Below are 22,208 nucleotides of genomic sequence, written 5' to 3'. Positions count from 1 at the left end.
CCGCGTCCAGGACGGAGACCGATGCACGAGATGTCCGTGGCGGTCGCCGTCGTCGACCAGGTCGAGGCGGCGGCGCGGTCCCGCGGCGCCGTCGGTGTCAGCAGCATCCGGCTGGACGTGGGCGAGCTGGCGGGTGTCGTCGGCGAGGCCCTCGCCTTCTGCTTCGAACTCGCCTGCGCCGGAACCGTCGTCGAGGGCGCCGAGCTGATCACCCGTACTGTCCCGGGCACGGCGCGCTGCGCGCCGTGCGCCGAGGACTGGCCGGTCGGCATGCCTCCGCAGCTGCTCTGCCCCGGCTGCGGTGCCGCGGCCGACGAACTCGTCTCCGGCCGCGAACTCCGGATCAGGGAAGTCCGCTGGGCCGACCCCGAGACGGCCGGCGAACGACGCCCCCAACCGATCACCGAGGAGAGCTGAGCATGTGCCGAGCCGTCGATCTCCAGCGCGCCGTCCTCGCCAAGAACGAGGCAGCGGCACAGATCCTGCGCACCGAACTCACCGCCCGCGGCACCGCCGTCGTCAACCTGCTCTCCAGCCCCGGCAGCGGTAAGACCGCCCTGCTGGAGCGTGAACTGCGCCTCGCCGGCGAACGAGGCGTCAGTGCGGCCGCGCTCACCGCGGACCTGGCGACCGAGAACGACGCCCGGCGGCTGGCCCGGTCGGGGGCTCCGGTCAAGCAGGTGCTCACCGACGGCCTCTGCCATCTGGAGGCCGACATGGTCGCCCGGCACCTGCACGACTGGCTGCCCGAGACCACCCGGCTGCTGTTCGTCGAGAACGTCGGCAACCTCGTCTGCCCCGCCGGCTACGACCTGGGCGAGACCCTCCGGGTCGTCCTCGCCTCGGTCACCGAGGGGGAGGACAAGCCCCTGAAGTACCCGACGGCGTTCGGCCTCGCGCAGCTGGTGATCGTCACCAAGACGGACATGGCCGACGCCGCCGAGTTCGACGAGGCCGCCTTCCGCCGGAACGTGGAGCAGGTCAACCCCGGTGTCGAGGTCGTCCTCAGCTCCGTGCGCGACGGCCGGGGCGCCGGCGCCCTGCTGGACCGCGCGCTCGCGGCGGCCGAGGGGAACCGCGTCCACACCCCGGTGATGGCCCAGGCCGGCGCGTGACCACGGCACGGCCCGGAACCGCGCCCGACACGGCCCCACGGCGCAGCCGGGTGGTCGTCCGCGGTGTCGTGCAGGGGGTCGGGTTCCGGCCCTTCGTCTACGCCCTCGCCACCGGGCTGCGCCTCTCCGGCCACGTCACCAACACGGCCGACGGCGTCGTCGCCGAGGTCGAGGGCGACCCGGCGGACGTGGCGGCCTTCTGCGCCCGCATCGCCCCCGACGCTCCGCCGCTGGCCCGGGTGGAGTCCGTGGAAGCGGCGGATGTGGCCGCGAGCGGCGGCAGCGGCTTCACGATCGTCCCCTCCCGCCAGGGCGGCGCCGTCCGCACGCTCGTCCCGCCGGACACCGCCACCTGCGCCGACTGCCTCACGGAGCTCGCCGACCCGGCCGACCGGCGTCACCTCCACCCGTTCATCACGTGCACCCACTGCGGGCCCCGGTTCACCATCGTCACGGGCATGCCCTACGACCGGGTCCACACCACCATGGCCGGCTTCCCGATGTGCCCGGACTGCGCCCGCGAGTACGCGGATCCGGCCGACCGCCGCTTCCACGCCCAACCCGTCGCCTGCCCGGCCTGCGGCCCCCGCCTGAGACTGGTCACGCCCGCCGGAGCCGGGTCCCGTACCGGCACGGAAGCGGCTGCCGAGGTCGGCTCAGACCCCCTCGCCGAGGTCGGGTCCGACTCCGTTGCCGAAGTCGGCTCCGACCCCGTCGCCGACGCGCGTCGGATGCTCGCGGCGGGCGCGATCCTGGCCGTCAAGGGTCTCGGGGGCTACCACCTCGCCTGCGACGCCACCAACCCCGACGCCGTGGCCGAACTGCGCCGTCGCAAGGCGCGCGGTGACAAACCGTTCGCGATGATGGCGGCCGACCTCGCCGACATCGAGCCCCTCGTCCACCTCGGCCCGCTCGAACGCGACCTCCTCACCGGGAGCGTCCGGCCCGTCGTCCTTCTGCGGCGCCGCGAGCACGCACGGCCGCGCCCCGGGGCCGCCCCGGCGCAGGCGGTGGCACCCGGCAGCCCGGACCTCGGCTTCATGCTCCCGTACACCCCCGTCCACCACCTGCTCCTCGGCCTGGGCTCAGCGGACGGGGAGGGACCGCGGCTGCTGGTCATGACCAGCGGCAACCTCTCGGGCGAACCCATCGTCACCGACGACGACGAGGCGCTCACCCGACTCGCCGGCCTGGCCGACGCCTGGCTGCTGCACGACCGCGCCATCCACGTGCCCTGCGACGACTCCGTCGTCCGCGTCTGCGACGGCGAACCGCTGACACTGCGGCGGTCGCGGGGGTACGCCCCGCTGCCCGTGACGCTGCCCGTCGAGGTCGCTCCCGCGCTCGCCGTGGGAGGGGACCTGAAGAACGCGTTCTGTCTCGGCGAGGGACGCCAGGCATGGCTCTCCGCCCACATCGGCGACATGGACGACCTCGCGACGCAGCTCGCCCTCGCCTCCGCCGAGCGGCAGCTGGAGTCCATCACGGGCGTACGCCCCGGCCGGATCGCCACCGACCGCCACCCCGCGTACCGGTCCGCCCGCTGGGCGCGCGGCCAGGCCGCCGGACGCCCCGTCGTTCCCGTGCAACACCACCACGCGCACGTCGCGGCGGCGATGGCCGAGAACGGCCTCGACGGTACGCGACCGGTCATCGGCGTGGCCTTCGACGGCACGGGCTACGGCCTGGACGGCGCCGTATGGGGCGGCGAGTTCCTCGTGGCGGACTACGCCGGGTTCTCACGCTTCGCGCACCTGGCCTACGTTCCGCTCCCCGGTGGAGACGCGGCCGTACGCCGGCCCTACCGGATGGCCCTGGCCCATCTGCTGGCCGCGGGCCTGGCCGCCGACCCGGGACTGTCGTGCACCCGGGCCTGCCCGTCCGCAGAACTCTCCGTACTCACCCGGCAGTTGACGCGCGGGCTGAACTGCGTGCCCACGTCCAGCATGGGGCGCCTCTTCGACGCCGTCTCCTCCCTCGCGGGGATCTGCCACCACGCCGGCTACGAGGCCCAGGCCGCGATCGAGCTGGAGGCCGCGGCCCTGCGCGAGACCGCCGTCGCGGAGGACGGACGCTACGTCTTCCGGTCGGGCCGCCGCAGGACCGGTGAACCGATCGCCGCCGACCCCGCGCCCCTGCTGGCGGCGGTGGTCGAGGACGTGCTCGGCGGCACCCCCGCCGCCGTGGTCGCGGCGCGGTTCCACCATGCCGTGGCGCGCTGGGTCCGTACGGTCTGCGCCGCCGCGCGGAGCGAGACCGGAGTGGAGACGGTCGCCCTGACCGGGGGAGTGTTCGCCAACGTGGTGCTCTCCTCCGCCTGTGCCCGAGGACTGCGGGACGACGGCTTCACCGTGCTGCGCCACCGCAGGATCCCGCCGAACGACGGCGGCCTGGCCCTCGGCCAGCTCGTCGTGGCCGCCCGCACCGAGGACCACTCGGGGGGCGCGGGCGCCATGGACCACTCGGGGGGCGCGGGCGTCGCGGACCGACCCGCGGCCGTCCCCGGCACGCCACGACGAGAGCGACAGTGAGGAGACACCCATGTGCCTGGCGGTACCCGGAAAGGTGCTGGACGTAGAGGACCGGGACGGCACCCGGATGGCCACGGTCGACTTCGGCGGCGTGGTCAAGGAGGTGTGCCTGGAGTACCTGCCGGACCTGCAGCCCGGTGAGTACGCGATCGTCCATGTGGGGTTCGCCCTGCAGCGTCTGGACGAGGAGTCGGCCAGGAGGACGCTGGAGCTGTTCGAGACGCTCGGCATGCTCCAGGAGGAGTTCGGCGACCCGTGGGAGTCGGCCGCCGGAGCGACGGTAGACGACGAGCGGCCGGCGCACGAGGGCGTGGCCGGAGAGGTGCGGCGGTGAAGTACATCGACGAGTTCCAGGACCCCGAGCTGGCCAGGAGGCTGCTCGACGAGATCCGCGCGACGGTGACGCGGCCCTGGGCGCTGATGGAGGTCTGCGGTGGTCAGACCCATACCATCATCCGGCACGGGATCGACCAACTGCTGCCCGAGGAGGTGGAGTTGATCCACGGCCCGGGCTGTCCGGTGTGCGTGACGCCGCTTGAGGTGATCGACAAGGCGCTGGAGATCGCGTCCCGGCCGGGCGTGATCTTCTGCTCGTTCGGGGACATGCTGCGGGTGCCCGGCACCGACCGCGACCTGTTCCAGGTCCGCGGGCAGGGCGGTGACGTCCGGGTCGTCTACTCGCCGCTCGACGCGCTGCGGATCGCCGAGCAGAACCCGGATCGCGAAGTGGTCTTCTTCGGCATCGGGTTCGAGACGACGGCTCCGCCCAACGCGATGACGGTCCATCAGGCACGCAAGCTGGGCATCCGCAACTTCAGCCTGCTCGTCTCCCACGTCCGGGTGCCCCCGGCGATCGAGGCGATCATGAACTCCCCCGACTGCCGCGTCCAGGGCTTCCTCGCGGCGGGGCACGTGTGCAGCGTGATGGGCACGGCCGAGTACCCCGAACTCGCGGAACGCCACCGGGTGCCGATCGTCGTGACCGGCTTCGAGCCGCTGGACATCCTCGAAGGCGTAAGGCGCACTGTCCGCCAGCTGGAGCGCGGGGATCACACCGTCGAGAACGCCTATCCGCGGGCGGTGCTCGCCGAGGGCAACCCGGCCGCGCGGGCGATGCTGGACGACGTCTTCGAGGTCACGGACCGCGCGTGGCGCGGGATCGGGGTCATCCCGGACAGCGGCTGGAAGCTGTCGGAACGGTACCGGGCGTACGACGCCGAGCACAGGTTCTCCGTCGAGGGGATCACCACGCGCGAACCGGCAGAGTGCCGGAGCGGCGAGGTGCTGCAGGGGCTGCTCAAGCCCCACGAGTGCGAGGCGTTCGGTACGACCTGCACCCCGCGCTCCCCGCTGGGCGCGACGATGGTCTCCAGCGAGGGGGCGTGCGCCGCGTACTACCTCTACCGGCGGCTCGACCTCGGCACCCCGGCGCGGACGTCGCCGGCACAGAAGTCTCCGGCAGAGAAGTCCGCCGCCCTGGAGGGAAGTTCCGTTGTCTGAGCTGATGCGCGACACCGCTCCGGGCCAGGCGCCCGACCTGCTCGCCTGGACGTGTCCGGCGCCGCTGCGGGACCAGCCGCGTGTGGTGATGGGCCACGGCGGGGGAGGCGCCCTCTCCGCCGAACTGGTCGAGCAGATCTTCGCGCCCGCCTTCGGCGGACCCTCGCTCTCGGTCACCACCGACGCCGCGACCGTCGAACTCGGCGGCGCCCGGCTGGCGTTCTCCACCGACTCCTTCGTGGTGCGTCCCCTGTTCTTCCCCGGGGGCAGCATCGGCGACCTGGCCGTCAACGGCACGGTGAACGACCTCGCCATGAGCGGCGCCCGCGCGGCCTATCTGTCCTGCGGGTTCATCCTGGAGGAGGGCGTGGAGACCGATGTCGTGACCCGCGTCGCCCAGGCGCTCGGCGCGGCGGCGCGCGCGGCGGGCGTGGAGGTGGTCACCGGGGACACCAAGGTGGTCGAGGCAGGCCACGGCGACGGCATCTACATCAACACCTCCGGCGTGGGTCTCATCCCTGCCGGGGTCGATCTCCGCCCGCAGCGCGTCGTACCCGGCGACGTGGTGATCGTCAGCGGCCCGATCGGCGTGCACGGCGTGGCGATCATGAGCGTGCGCGAGGGCCTGGAGTTCGGGGTCGAGATCGAGAGCGACTGCGCCGCGCTCGGCGGCCTGGTCGAGGCGATGCTCGCGGTCACCCCGGACCTGCACGTGCTGCGTGACCCCACGCGCGGGGGGCTCGCCGCCTCGCTCAACGAGATCGCGGCCGCGTCGGGCACCGGAGTCGTCGTACGGGAGCGGGACGTCCCCGTCCCGGACCCCGTGGCGAACGCGTGCGCGGTGCTCGGCCTCGATCCGATGTACGTGGCGAACGAGGGCAAGCTGGTGGCCTTCGTCCCGCGCGAGCACGCCAACGCCGTACTCGCCGCGATGCGCGCGCACCCGCTGGGCGCGGGAGCGGCTGTGATCGGGGAGGCCGTCGAGGCGCATCCCGGCATGGTGGTCGCCCGTACCGGCCTCGGTGGTACGCGTGTGGTGGACATGCCGCTCGGGGAGCAGCTGCCCCGGATCTGCTGAAGGTCAGCCGCGGGCGCGGCGGTGGCGCGAGGTGTCGAGGGTCCAGGTGTGGGTGCAGTTCGGGCACTGCAGGTGGACCCGAGGCCCCTTGTTGGAGATCAGGTAGCGCCAGTGCTCCGAGCAGTTGCGGCGCTCGCCACAGGGCGTGCAGTCGCGCGCGTCGTCGCATCCGGGGCAGGCGACCCAGGCGCGGCGGGCCCGGTCGGCGTGGGGATCAATGGGAAGACGCACGACCCGGCTCCTCTCCCGGCAGCACACCCTCCGACACGAGCATGGCGTGGATCCGCTGCTGCTCCTCGTCCAGACCGGAGTAGAGCAGGGCGTACGCGGCCTGCTCCTCCCGCAGCACGGCCACGGGGTCCCAGTCGGGCCCCAGCGCCGCCACGACCTCGGCCCGGCGGCGGGCCTCCTCAAGGGTGAGGTCGATGGTGAAGGTGACGTGGTCGGGATCGGTGTCGTGGCTCATGGGAGGTGCTTTCGACGGCGCTCTCGGAGGAAATCCGAAAATCGGACAGGTTCTGCCACGTGTATCAGAGGGGTCAGGGGGTGCGGAAGGGGCGGGTCGCGCGGTGAGACGGGGTCGGAGGCGCGAAGCGGTACCCCGAATCCGGCGGACGAGGCGCCCCAGGGCACGGATCGAGGGATCGGGACGCCCCGCAGGAGGCCGGCGGCCGATCTCCACGCGGCAGGTTGGTGTGTCGCATCTCATGCGAAACCGGTCACCCGGACCGTGGTGACCACGTCTGTCCGAGCCGCCCGCGGGCAGTCTTGCGGATCTCGCAACTCCGCCGATTCGGGGGCAAGATCGTTGTAGTGTCCGCGCCATGACTACGGACACCACCGACGCGGAATGCCTTGCCCTCACCCGCTCACTGCGCCGCCGGGGCGCGATCGTCCTCGCTGTCTTCGCCCTGGTCTGGGCGCTCGCCGGCGGCTCGGGCATATCGGCGGCACCGATGTCGGTCGCGGTCGGCGTCGTCGCCGCCCTCGTGACGGCCGGCGCGGTGGTGCTCGCGTTCCGGGGCACGGCGGGCCCCGTCACGAGACCGGTGCGGCTGCCGGAGAAGTGGAACCGGGGGGTCGGCATGGTCAACATGGCCGAGCTGGTGGCGATCTTCGTGGTGATCGCCGAGTCGAACGCCTCGGGTCACCCGGAGTTCATCCCCGTCGGCATCTGCCTCGTCGTGGGCCTGCACTTCTTCCCGCTGGCCCGGCTCTTCGACCAGGGGCAGTACAAGTGGACCGCGATCTTCCTGACGGTGGTCGCGCTGGTGGGGCTCGTGGTCCTGGCGGCCGGAACCACGGCGGAGACGGTCCGCACGGTGGTGGGTCTGGGGGCGGCGGTCGTCCTGTGGGCCTCGTCCTTCCACGTGGCCCTGCGCGGCTGACGTCCGAACCCGTTCGGCACAGCCGCGCCCGTGTTCGCGTCGTACGGGCCGCCGTGCGGGGTAGATCGCGGCCCTGCGCCGAAAACCCTCGGTCGCCCTGACGATCGCCACCGAGGCCCACCCGCCGACGATCCTGCTGCTCCGCCGCGAGGCGCTGGACGTGGTCGACGGCACCCCGGACGAGTTCTTCCGGTCGAGCGGCAGCTACGAGATGACCGCCGGGCAGCGGGCGGAGTGGGAGACCGAGGTCCGATCGCCTACGTCCGCATGGTCCGGATCGTGGTGAGCCCGACATGGGCGAAGCTGATCGACTTCGAGACGACGCTGCCGAGCGCGGTCGAGGAACTGCTGAGACGCCGCGAGGAACGCGGCGGCGCGTGACACACGTGTCGCTGTGGGCCTCTCCGGAATTCCGGCCGCCCGGCGACCGCCCCCTCCACCGCAGAGCTCGGAGCTATGGTGGGCCGGCGGGTGAGGCCGACAGGCGGAGCGGTTGGGGTGGGCATGGGTGGATGGGTCACGGCTGTGAGCCGGAATGGCACGTATGCGTTCAGCAAGCCGAACCGGGAGTCCGTCACGCTGGTGGCCGGGCTCGGGGTCGAGGGGGACGTGCATGCCGGGGAGACCATCCGGCATCAGTTCCGCATGACGTACGAGCCGGACCTGCCCAACCTGCGCCAGGTCCATCTGATGCACGAGGAGCTCTTCGACGAGCTGGCCCGCAAGGGTTTCGACGTCGCGGCCGGGCAACTCGGGGAGAACGTCACCACGCGGGGCGTGGACCTGTTGGGTCTGCCCACCGGCGCCCTTCTCCACCTCGGAGCGCAGGCGGTGGTCGAGGTGACGGGCCTGCGCAACCCGTGCGCGAAGATCAACGACTTCCGGAGGGGCCTGCTCGCCGAGGTCTTCGAACTGGACCCCGGGTCGGGAGAGTTCACCTTCAAGTCCGGCGTCATGGGTGTCGTCCGCCATGGCGGCCCGGTCCGCCCGCACGACCGCGTCGAGGTCGAACTCCCTCCCGGCCCGCACCGTCCCCTCGAGCGCGTCTAGGTTCCGCCTCCGATCGGAGCACCGGCGGACGCCGTGCACGTGGCGATGCCCTGGTCGGCCGCCCGGACGCGGGCGGCCGACCAGGGCATCAGGTCCCGCCGGCTCAGGCGAGGTCGAACCGGTCGAGGTTCATCACCTTGTCCCACGCCGCCACGAAGTCGCGTACGAACTTCTCGCTCGCGTCCTCGGAGGCGTACACCTCCGAGATCGCGCGGAGCTGGGAGTGCGAACCGAAGACGAGGTCGACGGCGGTCGCGGTCCATTTGACGTCGCCCGTGGCGCGGTCCCGGCCCTCGAAGACGTTCTCCGTCGAGGCAGACGGCTTCCACTCCGTGTCCATGTCGAGCAGATTGACGAAGAAGTCGTTCGTCAACGCCTCCGGCCTGTCCGTGAACACACCGTGCCCGGACTGCTTGAAGCCGGTGTTCATCGCCCGCATGCCGCCGGTCAGCACCGTCATCTCCGGAGCGGTCAGCGTCAGCAGGTTGGCGCGGTCGAGCATGAGGGTCTCCGGCGACAACTTCTCGCCGGCCCGCAGATAGTTGCGGAACCCGTCCGCCCTCGGTTCGAGCACCGCGAACGACTCCACGTCCGTCTGCTCCTGCGAGGCGTCCGTCCGCCCCGGAGCGAACGGCACCGTCACGTCGTGCCCCGCGTTCTTCGCGGCCCGCTCGACGGCCGCGCAGCCGCCGAGGACGATCAGGTCGGCGAGCGAGACCTTCTTGCCGCCGGACTGGGCGCCGTTGAAGTCCTGCTGGATCCGTTCGAGGCCGCGCACCACCTCGGCCACCTCGGGCAGGTCGTTGACCTCCCAGTCCTTCTGCGGCGCGAGCCGGAGCCGTGCCCCGTTCGCCCCGCCGCGCTTGTCGGTGCCGCGGAAGCTCGCCGCCGCCGCCCACGCGGCCCCGGCCAGCTGGGAGACCGAGAGCCCCGAGTCGAGGATCCGGCGCTTGAGGTCGGCGATGTCCGCGTCCCCGACGAGCTCGTGGTCGACCGCGGGCACGGGGTCCTGCCACAGCTGCGACTCGGGAATCCACGGGCCCAGGTAGCGCGAGACGGGTCCCATGTCACGGTGCAGCAGCTTGTACCATGCCTTCGCGAACGCCTCCGCGAGGAGTTCGGGGTTCTCGTGGAAGCGCTTCGAGATGGGTGCGTAGACCGGATCCATCTTCAGCGACAGGTCCGTCGTCAGCATCATGGGCGCGTGGCTCTTCGACCGGTCGTGGGCGTCGGGCACCGTGCCCTGCGCCGCCGGATCCGTGGGCGTCCACTGCTTGGCCCCGGCCGGGCTGGTCGTCAGCTCCCACTCGTACCGGAACAGGTTGTCCAGGTAGCCGTTGTCCCACTTCGTCGGCTCCGAGGTCCAGGCGCCCTCCAGACCGCTGGTGATCGTGTCGGCGCCCTTGCCGGTGCCGGACGTGTTCCGCCAGCCGATGCCCTGCTGCTCGATGGGGGCGGCCTCGGGCTCGGGTCCCACGTACGAGGGATCCACGGCGCCGTGGCACTTGCCGAACGTGTGGCCGCCGACGATGAGCGCCACCGTCTCCTCGTCGTTCATCGCCATGCGTCCGAACGTCTCGCGGATGTCGCGCGCCGCGGCGATCGGGTCCGGATTGCCGTTGGGGCCCTCCGGGTTGACGTAGATCAACCCCATCTGCACGGCGCCGAACGGACCGGTCAGTTCCCTGTCGCCGCTGTAGCGCTCGTCGCCGAGCCAGGTGTCCTCCGGGCCCCAGAAGATCTCCTCGGGCTCCCAGATGTCCTCCCGACCGAAGCCGAATCCGAAGGTCTTGAACCCCATCGACTCCATGGCGCAGTTGCCGGCGAAGACCAGGAGGTCGGCCCAGGAGATCTTCCGCCCGTACTTCCGCTTCACCGGCCAGAGCAGACGGCGCGCCTTGTCGAGGCTCGCGTTGTCCGGCCAGCTGTTCAGCGGGGCGAAACGCTGGGCGCCGGAGCCGCCGCCGCCCCGGCCGTCCTCGATGCGGTACGTGCCCGCCGCGTGCCAGCTCATGCGGATGAAGAGCGGCCCGTAGTGGCCGTAGTCGGCGGGCCACCAGTCCTGCGACGTCGTCATCACGTCGATGACGTCCCGCTTCAGCGCGTCGACGTCGACGGTCGCGAACTCCTTCGCGTAGTCGAAGTCGCCGTCCATCGGGCTGGACTGCGGCGAGTGCGTGTGGAGGACCTGAAGGTCGAGCTGATTCGGCCACCAGTCCCGGTTCGTCCTGGGGCGATCCGGCGTAGGGGTGGGGGAGGGAATTACCGGGTTTTCGCTTTCGCTGCCGGACACGTCCGTCCTTCTTCCTGTCTCGTGATTTCCTGCAGGTGGCGTCCGTATGGTCGCGCACGGGGGACCGCACCGCACGGGAACACGCAGGGCACGCCCAGGTATGGCGCGGCGGAAAAGCGGCCGGGGCACGCCGGAAAAGGGGCTTCGCGGGCGGCGGATCGCTGCTTCGGTGGTTGTGCCGCCCCGGGAGTGGGACGCTGATAGAAAGCTGGGGGCCCGCTCCGAGGAGAACCGGGAGGGCACAATGGGACGTGATGTCCCGGCGCTGGAGTTCACCCGTGAAGACCGCCGCCGGTTCCGGAACAAGACGCACTCGTGCCTCGACGTGTTCGCGCGGATGCTGCGCGAGTCGAGGTTCGATTTCGAACGGCCGCAGGTCGGTCTGGAAATCGAACTGAATCTCGTGGACGCCACCGGCGAGCCCGCCATGCGCAGCACGGAGGTTCTGGACGCGATAGCGGATCCCTCCTGGTCGACCGAGCTGGGCCGGTTCAATCTGGAGATCAACGTCGAGCCGAGGCGGCTCACCGCGGGCGGCCCCGACTCCTGGGAGCAGGAGATCCGCGACGCGCTCAACCATGCCGAGCAGAAGGCCGCGGAGATAGGCGCCCATCTCGTCATGATCGGCATTCTGCCGACGCTGGAGCTGAAGGACGCGGGCCCCGACTCGCTCTCCGAGAATCCGCGGTACCGCCTGCTGAACGAGCAGATCTTCTCCGCGCGCGGCGAGGACCTGCTGATCTCGGTTGACGGAGTGGAGCGACTGCGGACCTACGCGGAGACCATCACGCCGGAGGCGGCGTGCACCAGCACGCAGTTCCACCTCCAGGTCTCGCCGGACGAGTTCGCGGAGTACTGGAACGCCGCGCAGGCCATCGCCGGCGTGCAGGTGGCCCTGGCGGCGAACTCGCCGTTCCTGTTCTCCAAGGAGCTGTGGCGCGAGACGCGCATCCCGCTCTTCGAGCAGGCCACCGACACCAGGCCGGACGAGATCAAGGTGCAGGGCGTACGGCCCCGGGTCTGGTTCGGCGAGCGGTGGATCACCTCCGTCTTCGACCTGTTCGAGGAGAACACGCGGTACTTCCCCGCCCTGCTGCCGCTCTGCGACGACGAGGACCCGGAGGAGATGCTCGAGCGCGGCGAAACACCGGGCCTGGGCGAGCTCACCCTGCACAACGGGACGGTCTACCGATGGAACCGCCCCGTCTACGCCGTCGTCGACGGTGTGCCGCATCTGCGGGTGGAGAACCGGGTGCTGCCCGCCGGCCCCACGGTCGCCGACGTGCTGTCGAACGGCGCCTTCTACTACGGGCTCGTCCGCGCCCTCGTCGACGAGGACCGGCCGGTCTGGTCGCGGATGTCGTTCGCGGCGGCGGAGGACAACCTCCACGCCGCGGCCCGGTACGGGATCGACGCCCAGCTGTACTGGCCCGGCATGGGCGAGGTCCCGGCGACCGAGCTGGTCCTGCGGCGGCTGCTGCCGCTGGCCGACCGCGGTCTCGAGCGGCTGGGCATGGACGCGGGCTGGCGGGAGCCGCTCCTCGGCATCATCGAGCAGCGCTGCGTGACCGGCCGTAACGGCGCCGTATGGCAGTCCGAGATGTTCCACCACATCCAGGACATCGCCCACGCGGACCGCCACCAGGCGCTCCGGCGGATGACCCAGCAGTACATCGAGTACATGCATCTGAACGCTCCGGCCCACACCTGGCCGGTCGAGTGAGACCGCCCCAACGACCTTTCGGAGGGCGGACGACGTGACGCGCCCGGAGTGGCTCCTGAACAAGGGCGAACGCGGTAACGACGCCACGTGCCTCGACAGCCGCCGCCCGGACGGAAAGGCCTGGTCGCAGGGGAACGAGGCGCGCCCTCTGGTGCACGGTGCGGTCTACTTCCGGGAGCTGCTGGCGGCCGTCCGCGTCATGCGCCGCGGTGACCTGCTGCTCTTCACCGACTGGCGCGGCGATCCCGACGAACGGCTCGCCGGACCCGGTACCGAGATCGGCGCGGTGCTCAGCCGCGCGGCGAGACGCGGAGTCGTCGTGAAGGGGCTGGTGTGGCGCTCCCACCTGGACGGTCTGCGGTTCAGCGAGGAGGAGAACCGGCACCTCGGCGCCGTGATCGAGGAGGCGGGCGGAGAGTGCCTGCTCGACCTGCGCGTACGGCCCGGAGGCTCGCACCACCAGAAGCTGGTGGTGCTGCGGCACCCCGGCCGCCCGGAGCTCGACGTGGCGTACGTGGGCGGCATCGACCTCTGCCACAACAGGAACGACGATGCCGCCCACCGGGGCGACCGCCAGTCCCTGCCCATGGCCGCCGCCTATGGTCCGCACCCGCCGTGGCACGACGTCCAGCTCGCCCTCCGCGGCCCGGTCGTCGGCGATGTCGAGGCCGTGTTCCGGGAGCGCTGGGACGACCCCGCTCCGCTCAGCCGCAGCCCGCTCACCCGGCTCCGGGAGCTGGTGCACCGGGAGGACACCTCGGCGGGCACGCTGCCGCCGCAGGAACCCGACCCGGCGCCCTGCGGTACGCACACCGTGCAGCTCCTGCGCACGTACCCGAACCGGCTGCTGCGCGGCTACCCCTTCGCACCCGACGGCGAACGGAGCATCGCCCGGGGGTACCTCAAGGCGCTGCGCAGGGCCCGTGCGCTGATCTACGTCGAGGACCAGTACCTGTGGTCCCCGAGGGTGGTCGCCGGCTTCGCCCGCGCGTTGGCCCGGCAACCCGATCTGCTGATGATCGGCGTCGTCCCCTCGGTCCCGGAGCAGGACGGCCGGTTCTCGCTGCCCATGAACCTGATCGGACGCGTCGAGGCGCTGGACGAGCTGCGCCGCGCGGGCGGTGACAGGGTCGCGGTGTACGGAGTGGAGAACCGGGCGGGGACCCCCGTCTACGTGCACGCGAAGGTGTGCGTGATCGACGACGTCTGGGCCTCCGTGGGCTCCGACAACATCAACCTCCGCTCCTGGACGCACGACTCCGAGCTCAGCTGCGCCGTCGTCGACGAGACCACGGACCCGCGGCGGCCGCGGGACCCCGGCGGTCTCGGCGACGGCGCGCGGGTCTTCGCCCGCGAGCTGCGCCTGGAGCTGATGGGTGAGCACCTGGACGTGGAAGGTACGGCCAGGCAGCGGGCGGCCGCCGCGGGCGCGCTCTGCGACCCCGCGTTCGCCTTCGCCGCCTTCGAGAAGGCGGCGGCCGACCTGGACGGCTGGCACGCGCGGGGCCGTCGTGGACCACGGCCGCCGGGCCGGCTGCGCCGTTACGCCGCCCCGGATCTGCCCGCCGCCCAGCGGGTGTCGGCGACCCCGCTGCACCGTGCGCTGATCGACCCGGACGGCCGCCCGCAGCGGCTGCGGCGCCGTAACGCGTTCTGATCCGGTCCGGTCAGGGGGCGGTCGGGCCCGCCGTGATCGGCACACCGTTGGTGCGCAGGACCTCCCGGACGTCCAGGATCAGCGGGAAGACCTCGTGGTTCCGGTCCCCGCCCTGCTCGTCCCAGGCCCGCTGCTCGGCTTCCACAGCCATCCGGTCCTGGGCGAACACCCGCTCCGTGAAGCGCCGGATGAACGGCCAGGCGAGGTCCAGCGCCCCTGGGATCGACGGCTTCGCGATCATCAGGAGGCCGTACGCGTGATTGGTGCGCTGCTCTGCGTCCTCCGGCACATAGGCGACCCAGAGGGAGAACGCGGGGAGTTCGGACTGCGTGGGCACCGCCTGGAGCGTCTGGTACGGGTATTCGGTGCGTACGGTGACGACGTCGGGCGAGTCGGCGCCGCCGATCCCCTCAGCGGAGAGCAGCCCGGCGCCGCGGTCCTTCCTGCCGCCGCCGGGAACGAAGAGATAGCGCGCCTCGACGAACTGCGGTCCGGTGTCATAACCCAGGAGTTCGGGCTGGATCTTGCCCAGGACACCCCGGTGGAGAAACTGGTGGTTCATGTCGAGCAGGTTCTCGTGCATGAACGTGTAGTGGCACCGAACGGTGCGCGAGAACGTCATCGTCTTGTGCCGGGGCGAATGGAACTCGGGCAGCACGGGAAGCGGAGTCGTCGCCGCCTTCTCCGGATCGCCGGGAAAGACGAACACCAGTCCGTACATTTCCCGGACCGGAAAGGCGCGTACGCCGCGTGGCGGCCGGTCGACGCCCTTCGGGAGATAGGGGATCTGCGAGATGCGTCCGTTTCCGCGATACGCCCACGCGTGATAGCAGCATCGCAGCGTCTCGCCTTCCACGACGCCCATGCTCAGCGGTACCTGACGGTGCGCGCACCGGTCCTCCAGTGCGAAGACCTCACCGCTCGCACCGCGGTACAGGGCGATCCGTTCACCCGCGAACACGGCGGCGAACGTCTCTCCCTTGCGGACCTTCCGGGACAGTGCGACCGGATACCAGAAATCGGGATGGATTCCGATTCTCCGGAGGTCGGTGAAATCCTCGGACTCTTCGGCTGTCGTACGCCGTGGTTGCGCCTCGGTCATTCACCACTCCCTCGCCGGGCAGGCCTTCGCTGCGGGAACGCTTTCCTCTGCAGGGTGGCAGCGGGCGGAGAGTTCAGCCACCGGGAACCAGGGCCGCTGGGGTGATGCCCGCCTCGCCCGGAGCCGGCCGCAGACCCCCGCCCGGAAGCCGACCGACTCGGCCGGAGCGACCGCACCGAGCGCGGCCGCTCCGGCGTCGGCGTAGGGCACCGTCAGACTCTCTCCGGACGGGGAGCGACGCACAGTCCCCAGATGATGAGGGCGTCGAGCGCGATGAACAGCAGCGCCCATCCGGGGGTGTACGGCAGCCACATGAAGTTGGCGATCATGCTGAGGCCCGCCAGCCCCACGCCGACGACCCGCGCCCAGGTGGCGCCCGTGAACAGGGCGACCCCGGTGAGTGCGATCACGATGCCCAGGATGAGATGGATCCAGCCCCATGCGGTGAGGTCCAGCTCGTAGACGTAGTTGCGGGTCGCGATGAACACATCGTCCTCGGCGATGGCCGAGATGCCCCCGAGCAGCGTCATGATGCCGCTGAAGAGCATGATCACGGCGGCGAACACGAGCCAGCCGCTGCTGTGCGTGTTCTCTCTGCGGCCGGGTTCGCTCACGTGTGTGGTCATGACAGGTTCCTCCCTGTCGTCTGGCCTGTCCGCCGGGACACCTCTCGGCGTGGCGAGTCGGATACATCCAATCTGACCCCGCGCCACCCCGGGCGCACGTCGACGGCGGGCGGAGTGGAGAGCTCCGGATCATGTGGGCCCGTGTCGGGAACCGAACCCTTCGCGTTGGCACTCATGATCCGTGGGTTCCGGGGACGGCGCGCGCCGCGGCCGGGTCCCCCGGAGCCTCACGGCAGACCCCAGCCCGTGTGCCGTGTCGAACGAGTCGAGGAATCAAACGTGCCCCTGTCGTCGCATCGACGCCTTGCCCTCAGCACAACCCTGCTCGCCGCCCTCGCGGCCGGAGTCGTCCCCGCCACCGGCGCGGCCGCCGCACCCGCCACCGCCTCCGCCACCGCCTCGGCCACCGCCTCCGACGCGGCCGCCGCGGCGGCGGCCGCCCGGCCCACCAGCCCCGCCCCCGACATGGAGGGTGTGACCGCCGCGCTGAACGCGGCCATGGCCAAGGGCGCGCCCGGCGCCATGGCCCGCTTCACCGGTCCGAGAGTCGTGCGGACGAAGACCCTCGGCGTCCGCGACCGTGTCTCGGGCGCGCCCATGGACGCCGCCGCGCGTTTCCGGATCGGCAGCGTCAGCAAGACCTTCTCCTCCGTCGTCCTGCTGCAGCTGGTGGACGAGGGCAAGGTGGAGCTGGACGCGCCGGTCAACCGCTACCTGCCCGGGCTGCTGCCCGACGACAGGATCACCGTGCGTCATCTGCTCACCCACCGCAGCGGGTTGGCGGACTACACCGACAAGATGTTCAACCAGACCGTGCCCGGCTTCGAGGCCGTACGGAAGCGGGTCTTCAGCTACCAGGAGCTGGTGGACCTCTCGCTGGCCGAGCCGCGCACCACGCAGCCCGGCGTGGCGTACAAGTACTCGAACGCGAACTTCGTGGTCGTCGGCATGCTCATCGAGAAGGTCGCCGGCGGTCCGGTCGCCCAGGAGTACGGGCGCCGCATCATCGAGCCGCTGGGTCTGCGGAACACCTCGTACGTGCACCCCGGCACCCAGATCGACGGGCTGCACGCACGTGGCTACCTGCACCCCGACGAGGCGGGCGCGGCGCTCGTGGACTCCACGGAGCAGACCGTGTCCTGGGCGCAGTCGGCCGGGGCGATCATCTCCAACCCGGCAGACCTGAACACCTTCATGACCGCGCTGATGCGGGGCAGGCTGCTGTCGCCGAGGATGCTCGACGCGATGACGACCGTCACCCCGACGGACGCCACCAACACCCGCTTCTACGGCCTGGGTCTGCGCCGCTACGACCTGTCCTGCGGCACCCAGGTGTTCGGCCACACGGGGACCGTGCAGGGCTTCTACACCTACGCCTTCGCCACGCGGGACGGCCGGCGCAGCCTCGCCGCGATGGCGAACACCTCGAACCGGGGTGAGGCCAACACCGCCCTGGGCGGAACGCTGGAGTCCGCGTTCTGCGGCAAGAAGCCGGTGACGGCGAAGTCCGCGTCCCCGGCGGAGCGCGGCTTCTCGGTGCTCCCGGCCGAGCAGGACCTGCCCGAGCGCGGCTGATCCATGACCCCGCCCCGCCCGCGCGCAGTCGCGGGCGGGGCCGGGCGCGATCCACCTCGGGGGCCATGGCGAGGACCGCGTACCCCCACCCTCCCACCGGCCGTCGGCACGCAGAAGAGGCGTGCACGAAAGAACCGCGGGCATATTCCGCGACGATCACGCCGACCCCCGCCAGGTGGGGCGGGGCCGCCGCCTCCGGCCCGTCACGCGCCCGTCGCGGGCTCACACCGCCGGTCGGGCGGGTGTGTGACGAGCGTTACCGAGCATGATCGTCCCTGGTCACACCGGCGCAACGGACGGTGCGTACCGTCGGGGCCACGCTCGATCGACAGAGAGGCCCCAGCCCGTGCCCCCACAGGACTCGTCGGCCGCTGTCGCCCAGGTCCGCACCGTCTGCTCCTACTGCGGCGTGGGGTGCGGACTGCTCCTCGACATCGCCGCGGGCCCCGACGGCCGCCGCACCGTCCGCAAGGCCTCGGGGGACAAGGCACACCCCGCCAACCGCGGCCGGCTGTGCACCAAGGGCGCGACGACAGCCGAGATGTTGGCCGCGCCGGGCCGGCTGACCACCGCGCTCGTACGCCCGGAGCGCGGGGCCGAGCCCCGGCCCGCCCCGGTGGACGAGACGATCACGAACACGGCCCTGCGCCTGCGGGCCGTCATCGACGAGCACGGACCGGACGCCTTCGCGCTGTACGTGTCCGGGCAGATGAGCCTGGAGGCGCAGTACCTCGCGAACAAGCTCGCCAAGGGCTACATACGCACACGGCGGATCGAGTCCAACTCCCGGCTGTGCATGGCGAGCGCGGGCAGCGGCTACAAGCTGTCCCTCGGCGCCGACGGCCCGCCCGGTTCGTACGACGACCTCGACCGGGCCGACGTCTTCCTCGTCATCGGCTCCAACATGGCCGACTGCCACCCCGTCCTGTTCCTGCGCATGATGGAGCGGGTGAAGGCCGGTGCCCGGCTGATCGTCGTCGACCCGCGGCGCACCGCCACCGCGGACAAGGCCGACCTCTTCCTCCAGATCACCCCGGGCACCGACCTGGCCCTGCTCAACGGGCTGCTCCACCTGGTGCACGAGAACGGGCACACGGACGCCGGCTTCATCGCGGAGCGGACCGAGGGCTGGGACGCGATGCCGGCCTTCCTCTCCGACTACCCGCCCGAGAAGGTCGCCGGGATCACCGGGCTGCCGGAGGCCGACATCCGGCGCGCGGCGGAGTGGATCGGCACGGCGGGAGAGTGGACGAGCTGCTGGACCATGGGGCTCAACCAGTCCACGCACGGCACCTGGAACACCAACGCCCTGATCAACCTCCACCTGGCGACCGGCGCGATCTGCCGGCCGGGCAGCGGTCCCTTCTCCCTCACCGGCCAGCCCAACGCCATGGGCGGACGCGAGATGGGGTACATGGGCCCCGGGCTCCCCGGGCAGCGCTCGCTGCTCGTCGACGAGGACCGGGCGTTCGTCGAGGAGCTGTGGGGGCTGGAGCCCGGCACCGTACGCGAGGACGGCTCCGGCACGGGCACCGTCGACCTCTTCCGGCGCATGGCCGACGGCGAGATCAAGGCCTGCTGGATCATCTGCACCAACCCCGTCGCCTCCGTCGCCCACCGCGGCACCGTCATCGAGGGCCTGGAGGCGGCTGAACTCGTCATCACGCAGGACGTGTTCGCCGACACCGAGACCAACGCCTACGCCGACGTCGTCCTGCCCGGCGCCCTGTGGACCGAGACCGAGGGCGTACTGATCAACAGCGAACGCACCCTCACCCTCGCCCGGCCCGCCGTCGACCCACCGGGGGAGGCGCTAGCGGACTGGCGGATCATCGCCCGGATCGCCTGCGCGATGGGGTACGAGGACGCCTTCTCCTACGACAGCGCCGAGGAGGTCTTCGAGGAGATCAAGCGCGCCGCGAACCCGAAGACCGGGTACGACCTGCGGGGAGTGACGTACGAGCGGCTGCGCGTCGCGCCCGTCCAGTGGCCCGCCCCGGCCGCCGACGGCCCGGACCGCAACCCGATCCGCTACCTGGCGGAGGACGGCGGTCCGGTGTTCCCGACGGCGAGCGGACGCGCGGTGTTCTTCGCCCGCCCCCACCTGCCGGCGGCCGAGATGCCCGACGACGACTATCCGTTCGTCCTCAACACCGGGCGGCTCCAGCACCAGTGGCACACCCTCACCAAGACCGGCAGGGTCCCGGCGCTCAACCGGCTCGCCCCGGGTCCGTTCGTCGAGATCCACCCGGAGGACGCGGAACGCCTCGCCATCGGGGAAGGCGACTCGGTCGAGGTCGCCTCACGGCGCGGCCGGGCCGTACTGCCGGCCGTCGTCACCGACCGGGTGCGCCCGGGGTGCTGCTTCGCGCCGTTCCACTGGAACGACCTGTTCGGCGAGTACGTGAGCATCAACGCGGTGACCAACGACGCCGTCGACCCCCTCTCCCTCCAGCCCGAGTTCAAGATGTGCGCGGTGACGCTGATCAGGGTCGCGGCCCGCGTGGAGGGGCCGCCGACGCCCGCAGCGCGGGGCGCGGCCGTCGAGCCGTCCGCGATCTCCGGGCCGTCCGCGATCTCCGGGCGCTCCGCGGCCTCCGGGCCGTCCGCGGCCTCCGGGCCGTTCGCGCTCGCGCCGTCCGCCGTCCTGCCCGCCGCGACGGCCGTCTTCGGCCTGGACACCACGCCCCCGCCCGCGCTCGCCGAGCACGAACGCCAGTACCTGGTGGGCTTCCTGGCGGGGCTGGCGTCCGGGGCGTCCGGGGCGTCCGGGGTTCCCGTACTGCCGCCGGGCGCGCCGTTCAGCGAGGAGCACGCCCGCTGGGTGAACGGCGCGCTCGCGGGCCTGTACTCCCGGGCGCCGCAGTCCGTCACGGAACCCGCGGCAGGCGCCGCCAGGACCACCGGCCGTGAGGTCGTCGTGCTCTGGGCGTCCCAGACGGGCAACGCCGAAGGGCTCGCCGCGTCCGCCGCCGAGCGGCTCGCCGCGGCGGGCCATCGCGCCGCGCTCCTCGGTATGGACGGCGCCGATCCGACGTCCCTGCCGCCCGCCGCCGACCTCCTGCTCATCACCAGCACCTTCGGCGACGGCGACGCCCCGGACAACGGCGCCGGTTTCTGGGACGCGCTCACCGCCGCGGACCCTCCGAGCCTGGAGGGCCGGCGCTACTCCGTGCTCGCCCTCGGCGACTCCTCGTACGACGACTTCTGCGGCCACGGCCGGCGTCTGGACCGGCGCCTGGACGAGCTGGGCGCCGTCCGCCTGGCACCGCGCGCCGACTGCGAACCGGACGACGACGACTCCGCCGACGCCTGGCTGGAGCAGGTCCTCGACCGGCTCACCGGAGATCCGGCGCCGGAGGCCGCGCCGCCCGCCACCCCCAGGCCGCCCGCCACGCCCACGCCGCCGGGCACACCTCTCCGCACACCGCGGCAGGCCCTTGCCACCGCCCGGCTGACGGGCAACCGACTGCTCAGCCTGGAAGGGGCGGGCAAGGAGGTACGCCGGTTCACCTTCGACACCCGGGACAGCGAGAGTCCGCTCCCCTACGAGGCCGGGGACGCCCTCGGTGTGCATCCCGTCAACTGCCCCGACCTCGTGAACGAATGGCTGGCGGTCACCGGAGTCGATCCCGCGGCCGTGGTCGAGGTCTCCGGGCTGGGCGCGGTCGGTCTCGCCGAGGCCCTGCACCGGCACCTGGACATCACCCGGCTCACGCCCGGCCTCCTGGCCTTCGTCAACGAACGGACCGGCGACCGCGATCTGAAGAAGCTGCTGCGCCCCGACAACAAGGGCGAGCTCGCCCGCTGGTCCTGGGGCCGGCAGGCCGTCGACGTCATCGCCGAGCACGCGGTCCGCGCCACCGCGCAGGAGTGGGCGAGCGTCCTCAAGCGCCTCCAGCCGCGCCTGTACTCCATTTCCTCCAGCCCGCTCACCGACCCCGACGAGGTGGCGCTGACGGTCTCCGTGGTCCGGTACGAGAACCTCCACGGCCACCCGCGCAAGGGAGTCTGCTCGCCGTTCCTCGCCGATGCGCCGCTCGGCGCCGCCGTGCCGGTCTTCGTCCAGCGCTCACCCCACTTCCGGCCCCCGGCCGACCCCGGCACGCCGATGGTCATGGTCGGCCCGGGGACGGGGGTGGCGCCCTTCGTCGGCTTCCTCGAAGAACGCCGGGCCCGCGGCCACGGGGGCCCGAACTGGCTCTTCTTCGGGGAGCAGCACCGCGCCACGGACTTCCTGTACGAGGACGAGCTGGGCGCCTTCCTCGCCGGGGGGACGCTCAGCCGGCTCGACACCGCCTTCTCGCGCGACCAGCGCGCCAAGGTCTACGTACAGGACCGGATGCGCGAGCACGGCCACCAGCTCTGGAACTGGCTGCAGGACGGCGCGCACTTCTACGTCTGCGGCGATGCCTCGCGGATGGCCAAGGACGTCGACCGGGCGCTGCGCGACATCGCCGTGGCCCACGGCGGTCTCGACGAGGAGGGGGCGGCGGTGTACGTCAAGCAGCTCGCCGCCGACAAGCGGTACGTCCGCGACGTCTACTGACCCCCGTGCGCCCCGGCTTCA

The 22,208-nt window shown here is 71.9% G+C and carries 17 protein-coding genes; 12 read left to right on the top strand and 5 right to left on the bottom strand.

Annotation, left to right across the window (positions count from 1 at the left end):
• The first annotated feature begins 21 nt into the window (after window positions 1-21).
• The 6 genes from ACZ3IJ_RS12420 to hypE are packed head-to-tail and all read left to right on the top strand — an operon-like array spanning window position 22 to window position 6,224.
• Window positions 22-417 (top strand): hydrogenase maturation nickel metallochaperone HypA/HybF, encoded by a 396-nt coding sequence (locus ACZ3IJ_RS12420; RefSeq protein ID WP_467467627.1) that lies wholly within the window; start codon window positions 22-24, stop codon window positions 415-417.
• Window positions 418-419: 2 nt separating this feature from the next.
• The gene (hypB, locus tag ACZ3IJ_RS12415; RefSeq protein WP_391799427.1) at window positions 420-1,115 is read left to right on the top strand and encodes a hydrogenase nickel incorporation protein HypB; all 696 of its coding nucleotides are present in this window, start codon (window positions 420-422) and stop codon (window positions 1,113-1,115) included.
• Window positions 1,112-3,646, top strand: a complete 2,535-nt coding sequence (hypF, locus tag ACZ3IJ_RS12410) for a carbamoyltransferase HypF (RefSeq protein ID WP_467467626.1) — start codon at window positions 1,112-1,114, stop codon at window positions 3,644-3,646. The genes hypB and hypF overlap by 4 nt, the downstream gene beginning before the upstream one ends.
• A gap of 10 nt (window positions 3,647-3,656) precedes the next feature.
• Complete coding sequence (locus tag ACZ3IJ_RS12405; RefSeq protein ID WP_467467625.1) at window positions 3,657-3,980, top strand: HypC/HybG/HupF family hydrogenase formation chaperone; 324 nt, start codon at window positions 3,657-3,659, stop codon at window positions 3,978-3,980.
• A complete protein-coding gene (gene hypD / locus ACZ3IJ_RS12400) occupies window positions 3,977-5,146 on the top strand; it encodes a hydrogenase formation protein HypD (protein WP_467467624.1) in 1,170 nt (389 codons plus the stop codon). Before ACZ3IJ_RS12405 ends, hypD begins: the two co-directional genes overlap by 4 nt.
• Before the next feature lie 4 nt (window positions 5,147-5,150).
• On the top strand, window positions 5,151-6,224 hold the full coding sequence (gene hypE / locus ACZ3IJ_RS12395; protein ID WP_467467676.1) for a hydrogenase expression/formation protein HypE: 1,074 nt from the start codon (window positions 5,151-5,153) through the stop codon (window positions 6,222-6,224).
• Between the two features lie 3 nt (window positions 6,225-6,227).
• Here the strand turns inward: hypE and ACZ3IJ_RS12390 are convergent, their stop codons facing one another.
• Together ACZ3IJ_RS12390 and ACZ3IJ_RS12385 are read right to left on the bottom strand one after the other, a co-directional pair.
• Window positions 6,228-6,455 carry a hypothetical protein gene (locus ACZ3IJ_RS12390; RefSeq protein WP_467467623.1) on the bottom strand — a complete coding sequence of 76 codons (228 nt, stop codon included), beginning with the start codon at window positions 6,453-6,455 and terminating at the stop codon, window positions 6,228-6,230.
• Entirely contained in the window at window positions 6,439-6,690 is a 252-nt protein-coding gene (locus tag ACZ3IJ_RS12385) for a DUF6400 family protein (RefSeq protein ID WP_467467622.1), read from the bottom strand. Before ACZ3IJ_RS12385 ends, ACZ3IJ_RS12390 begins: the two co-directional genes overlap by 17 nt.
• Window positions 6,691-7,048: 358 nt before the next feature.
• On the opposite strand from ACZ3IJ_RS12385, the gene ACZ3IJ_RS12380 reads away from it, so the two are divergent.
• Both ACZ3IJ_RS12380 and ACZ3IJ_RS12375 read left to right on the top strand, forming a co-directional pair.
• Complete coding sequence (locus tag ACZ3IJ_RS12380; protein WP_467467621.1) at window positions 7,049-7,612, top strand: DUF7010 family protein; 564 nt, start codon at window positions 7,049-7,051, stop codon at window positions 7,610-7,612.
• Window positions 7,613-8,116: 504 nt separating this feature from the next.
• The gene (locus tag ACZ3IJ_RS12375) at window positions 8,117-8,662 is read left to right on the top strand and encodes an MOSC domain-containing protein (protein WP_467467620.1); all 546 of its coding nucleotides are present in this window, start codon (window positions 8,117-8,119) and stop codon (window positions 8,660-8,662) included.
• A 103-nt stretch (window positions 8,663-8,765) separates the two neighbouring features.
• Here ACZ3IJ_RS12375 and katG read toward each other — a convergent pair whose 3' ends face one another.
• Window positions 8,766-10,955: a catalase/peroxidase HPI gene (gene katG, locus ACZ3IJ_RS12370; protein ID WP_467467619.1), complete on the bottom strand. Its 2,190-nt coding sequence runs from the start codon at window positions 10,953-10,955 to the stop codon at window positions 8,766-8,768.
• 244 nt (window positions 10,956-11,199) lie between these two features.
• Between katG and ACZ3IJ_RS12365 the strand changes: the two genes are divergently transcribed.
• Window positions 11,200-12,678: a glutamate-cysteine ligase family protein gene (locus tag ACZ3IJ_RS12365; RefSeq protein WP_467467618.1), complete on the top strand. Its 1,479-nt coding sequence runs from the start codon at window positions 11,200-11,202 to the stop codon at window positions 12,676-12,678.
• 34 nt (window positions 12,679-12,712) lie between these two features.
• Complete coding sequence (locus tag ACZ3IJ_RS12360; protein WP_467467617.1) at window positions 12,713-14,335, top strand: phospholipase D family protein; 1,623 nt, start codon at window positions 12,713-12,715, stop codon at window positions 14,333-14,335.
• Between the two features lie 10 nt (window positions 14,336-14,345).
• Here the strand turns inward: ACZ3IJ_RS12360 and ACZ3IJ_RS12355 are convergent, their stop codons facing one another.
• Window positions 14,346-15,437 carry a Rieske 2Fe-2S domain-containing protein gene (locus ACZ3IJ_RS12355; protein ID WP_467467616.1) on the bottom strand — a complete coding sequence of 364 codons (1,092 nt, stop codon included), beginning with the start codon at window positions 15,435-15,437 and terminating at the stop codon, window positions 14,346-14,348.
• A 212-nt stretch (window positions 15,438-15,649) separates the two neighbouring features.
• A complete protein-coding gene (locus tag ACZ3IJ_RS12350; protein WP_467467615.1) occupies window positions 15,650-16,063 on the bottom strand; it encodes a DUF7144 family membrane protein in 414 nt (137 codons plus the stop codon).
• Between the two features lie 279 nt (window positions 16,064-16,342).
• Between ACZ3IJ_RS12350 and ACZ3IJ_RS12345 the strand changes: the two genes are divergently transcribed.
• Both ACZ3IJ_RS12345 and ACZ3IJ_RS12340 read left to right on the top strand, forming a co-directional pair.
• Complete coding sequence (locus ACZ3IJ_RS12345; RefSeq protein ID WP_467467614.1) at window positions 16,343-17,638, top strand: serine hydrolase domain-containing protein; 1,296 nt, start codon at window positions 16,343-16,345, stop codon at window positions 17,636-17,638.
• Between the two features lie 421 nt (window positions 17,639-18,059).
• The gene (locus ACZ3IJ_RS12340) at window positions 18,060-22,187 is read left to right on the top strand and encodes a molybdopterin-dependent oxidoreductase (RefSeq protein ID WP_467467675.1); all 4,128 of its coding nucleotides are present in this window, start codon (window positions 18,060-18,062) and stop codon (window positions 22,185-22,187) included.
• The last annotated feature ends 21 nt before the right edge of the window (window positions 22,188-22,208 follow it).

Source organism: Streptomyces sp. NPDC013317 (assembly GCF_055563155.1).
The sequence above is the reverse complement of the archived record's forward strand: the minus strand, read 5'-3'. Positions and strand labels throughout refer to the sequence as shown.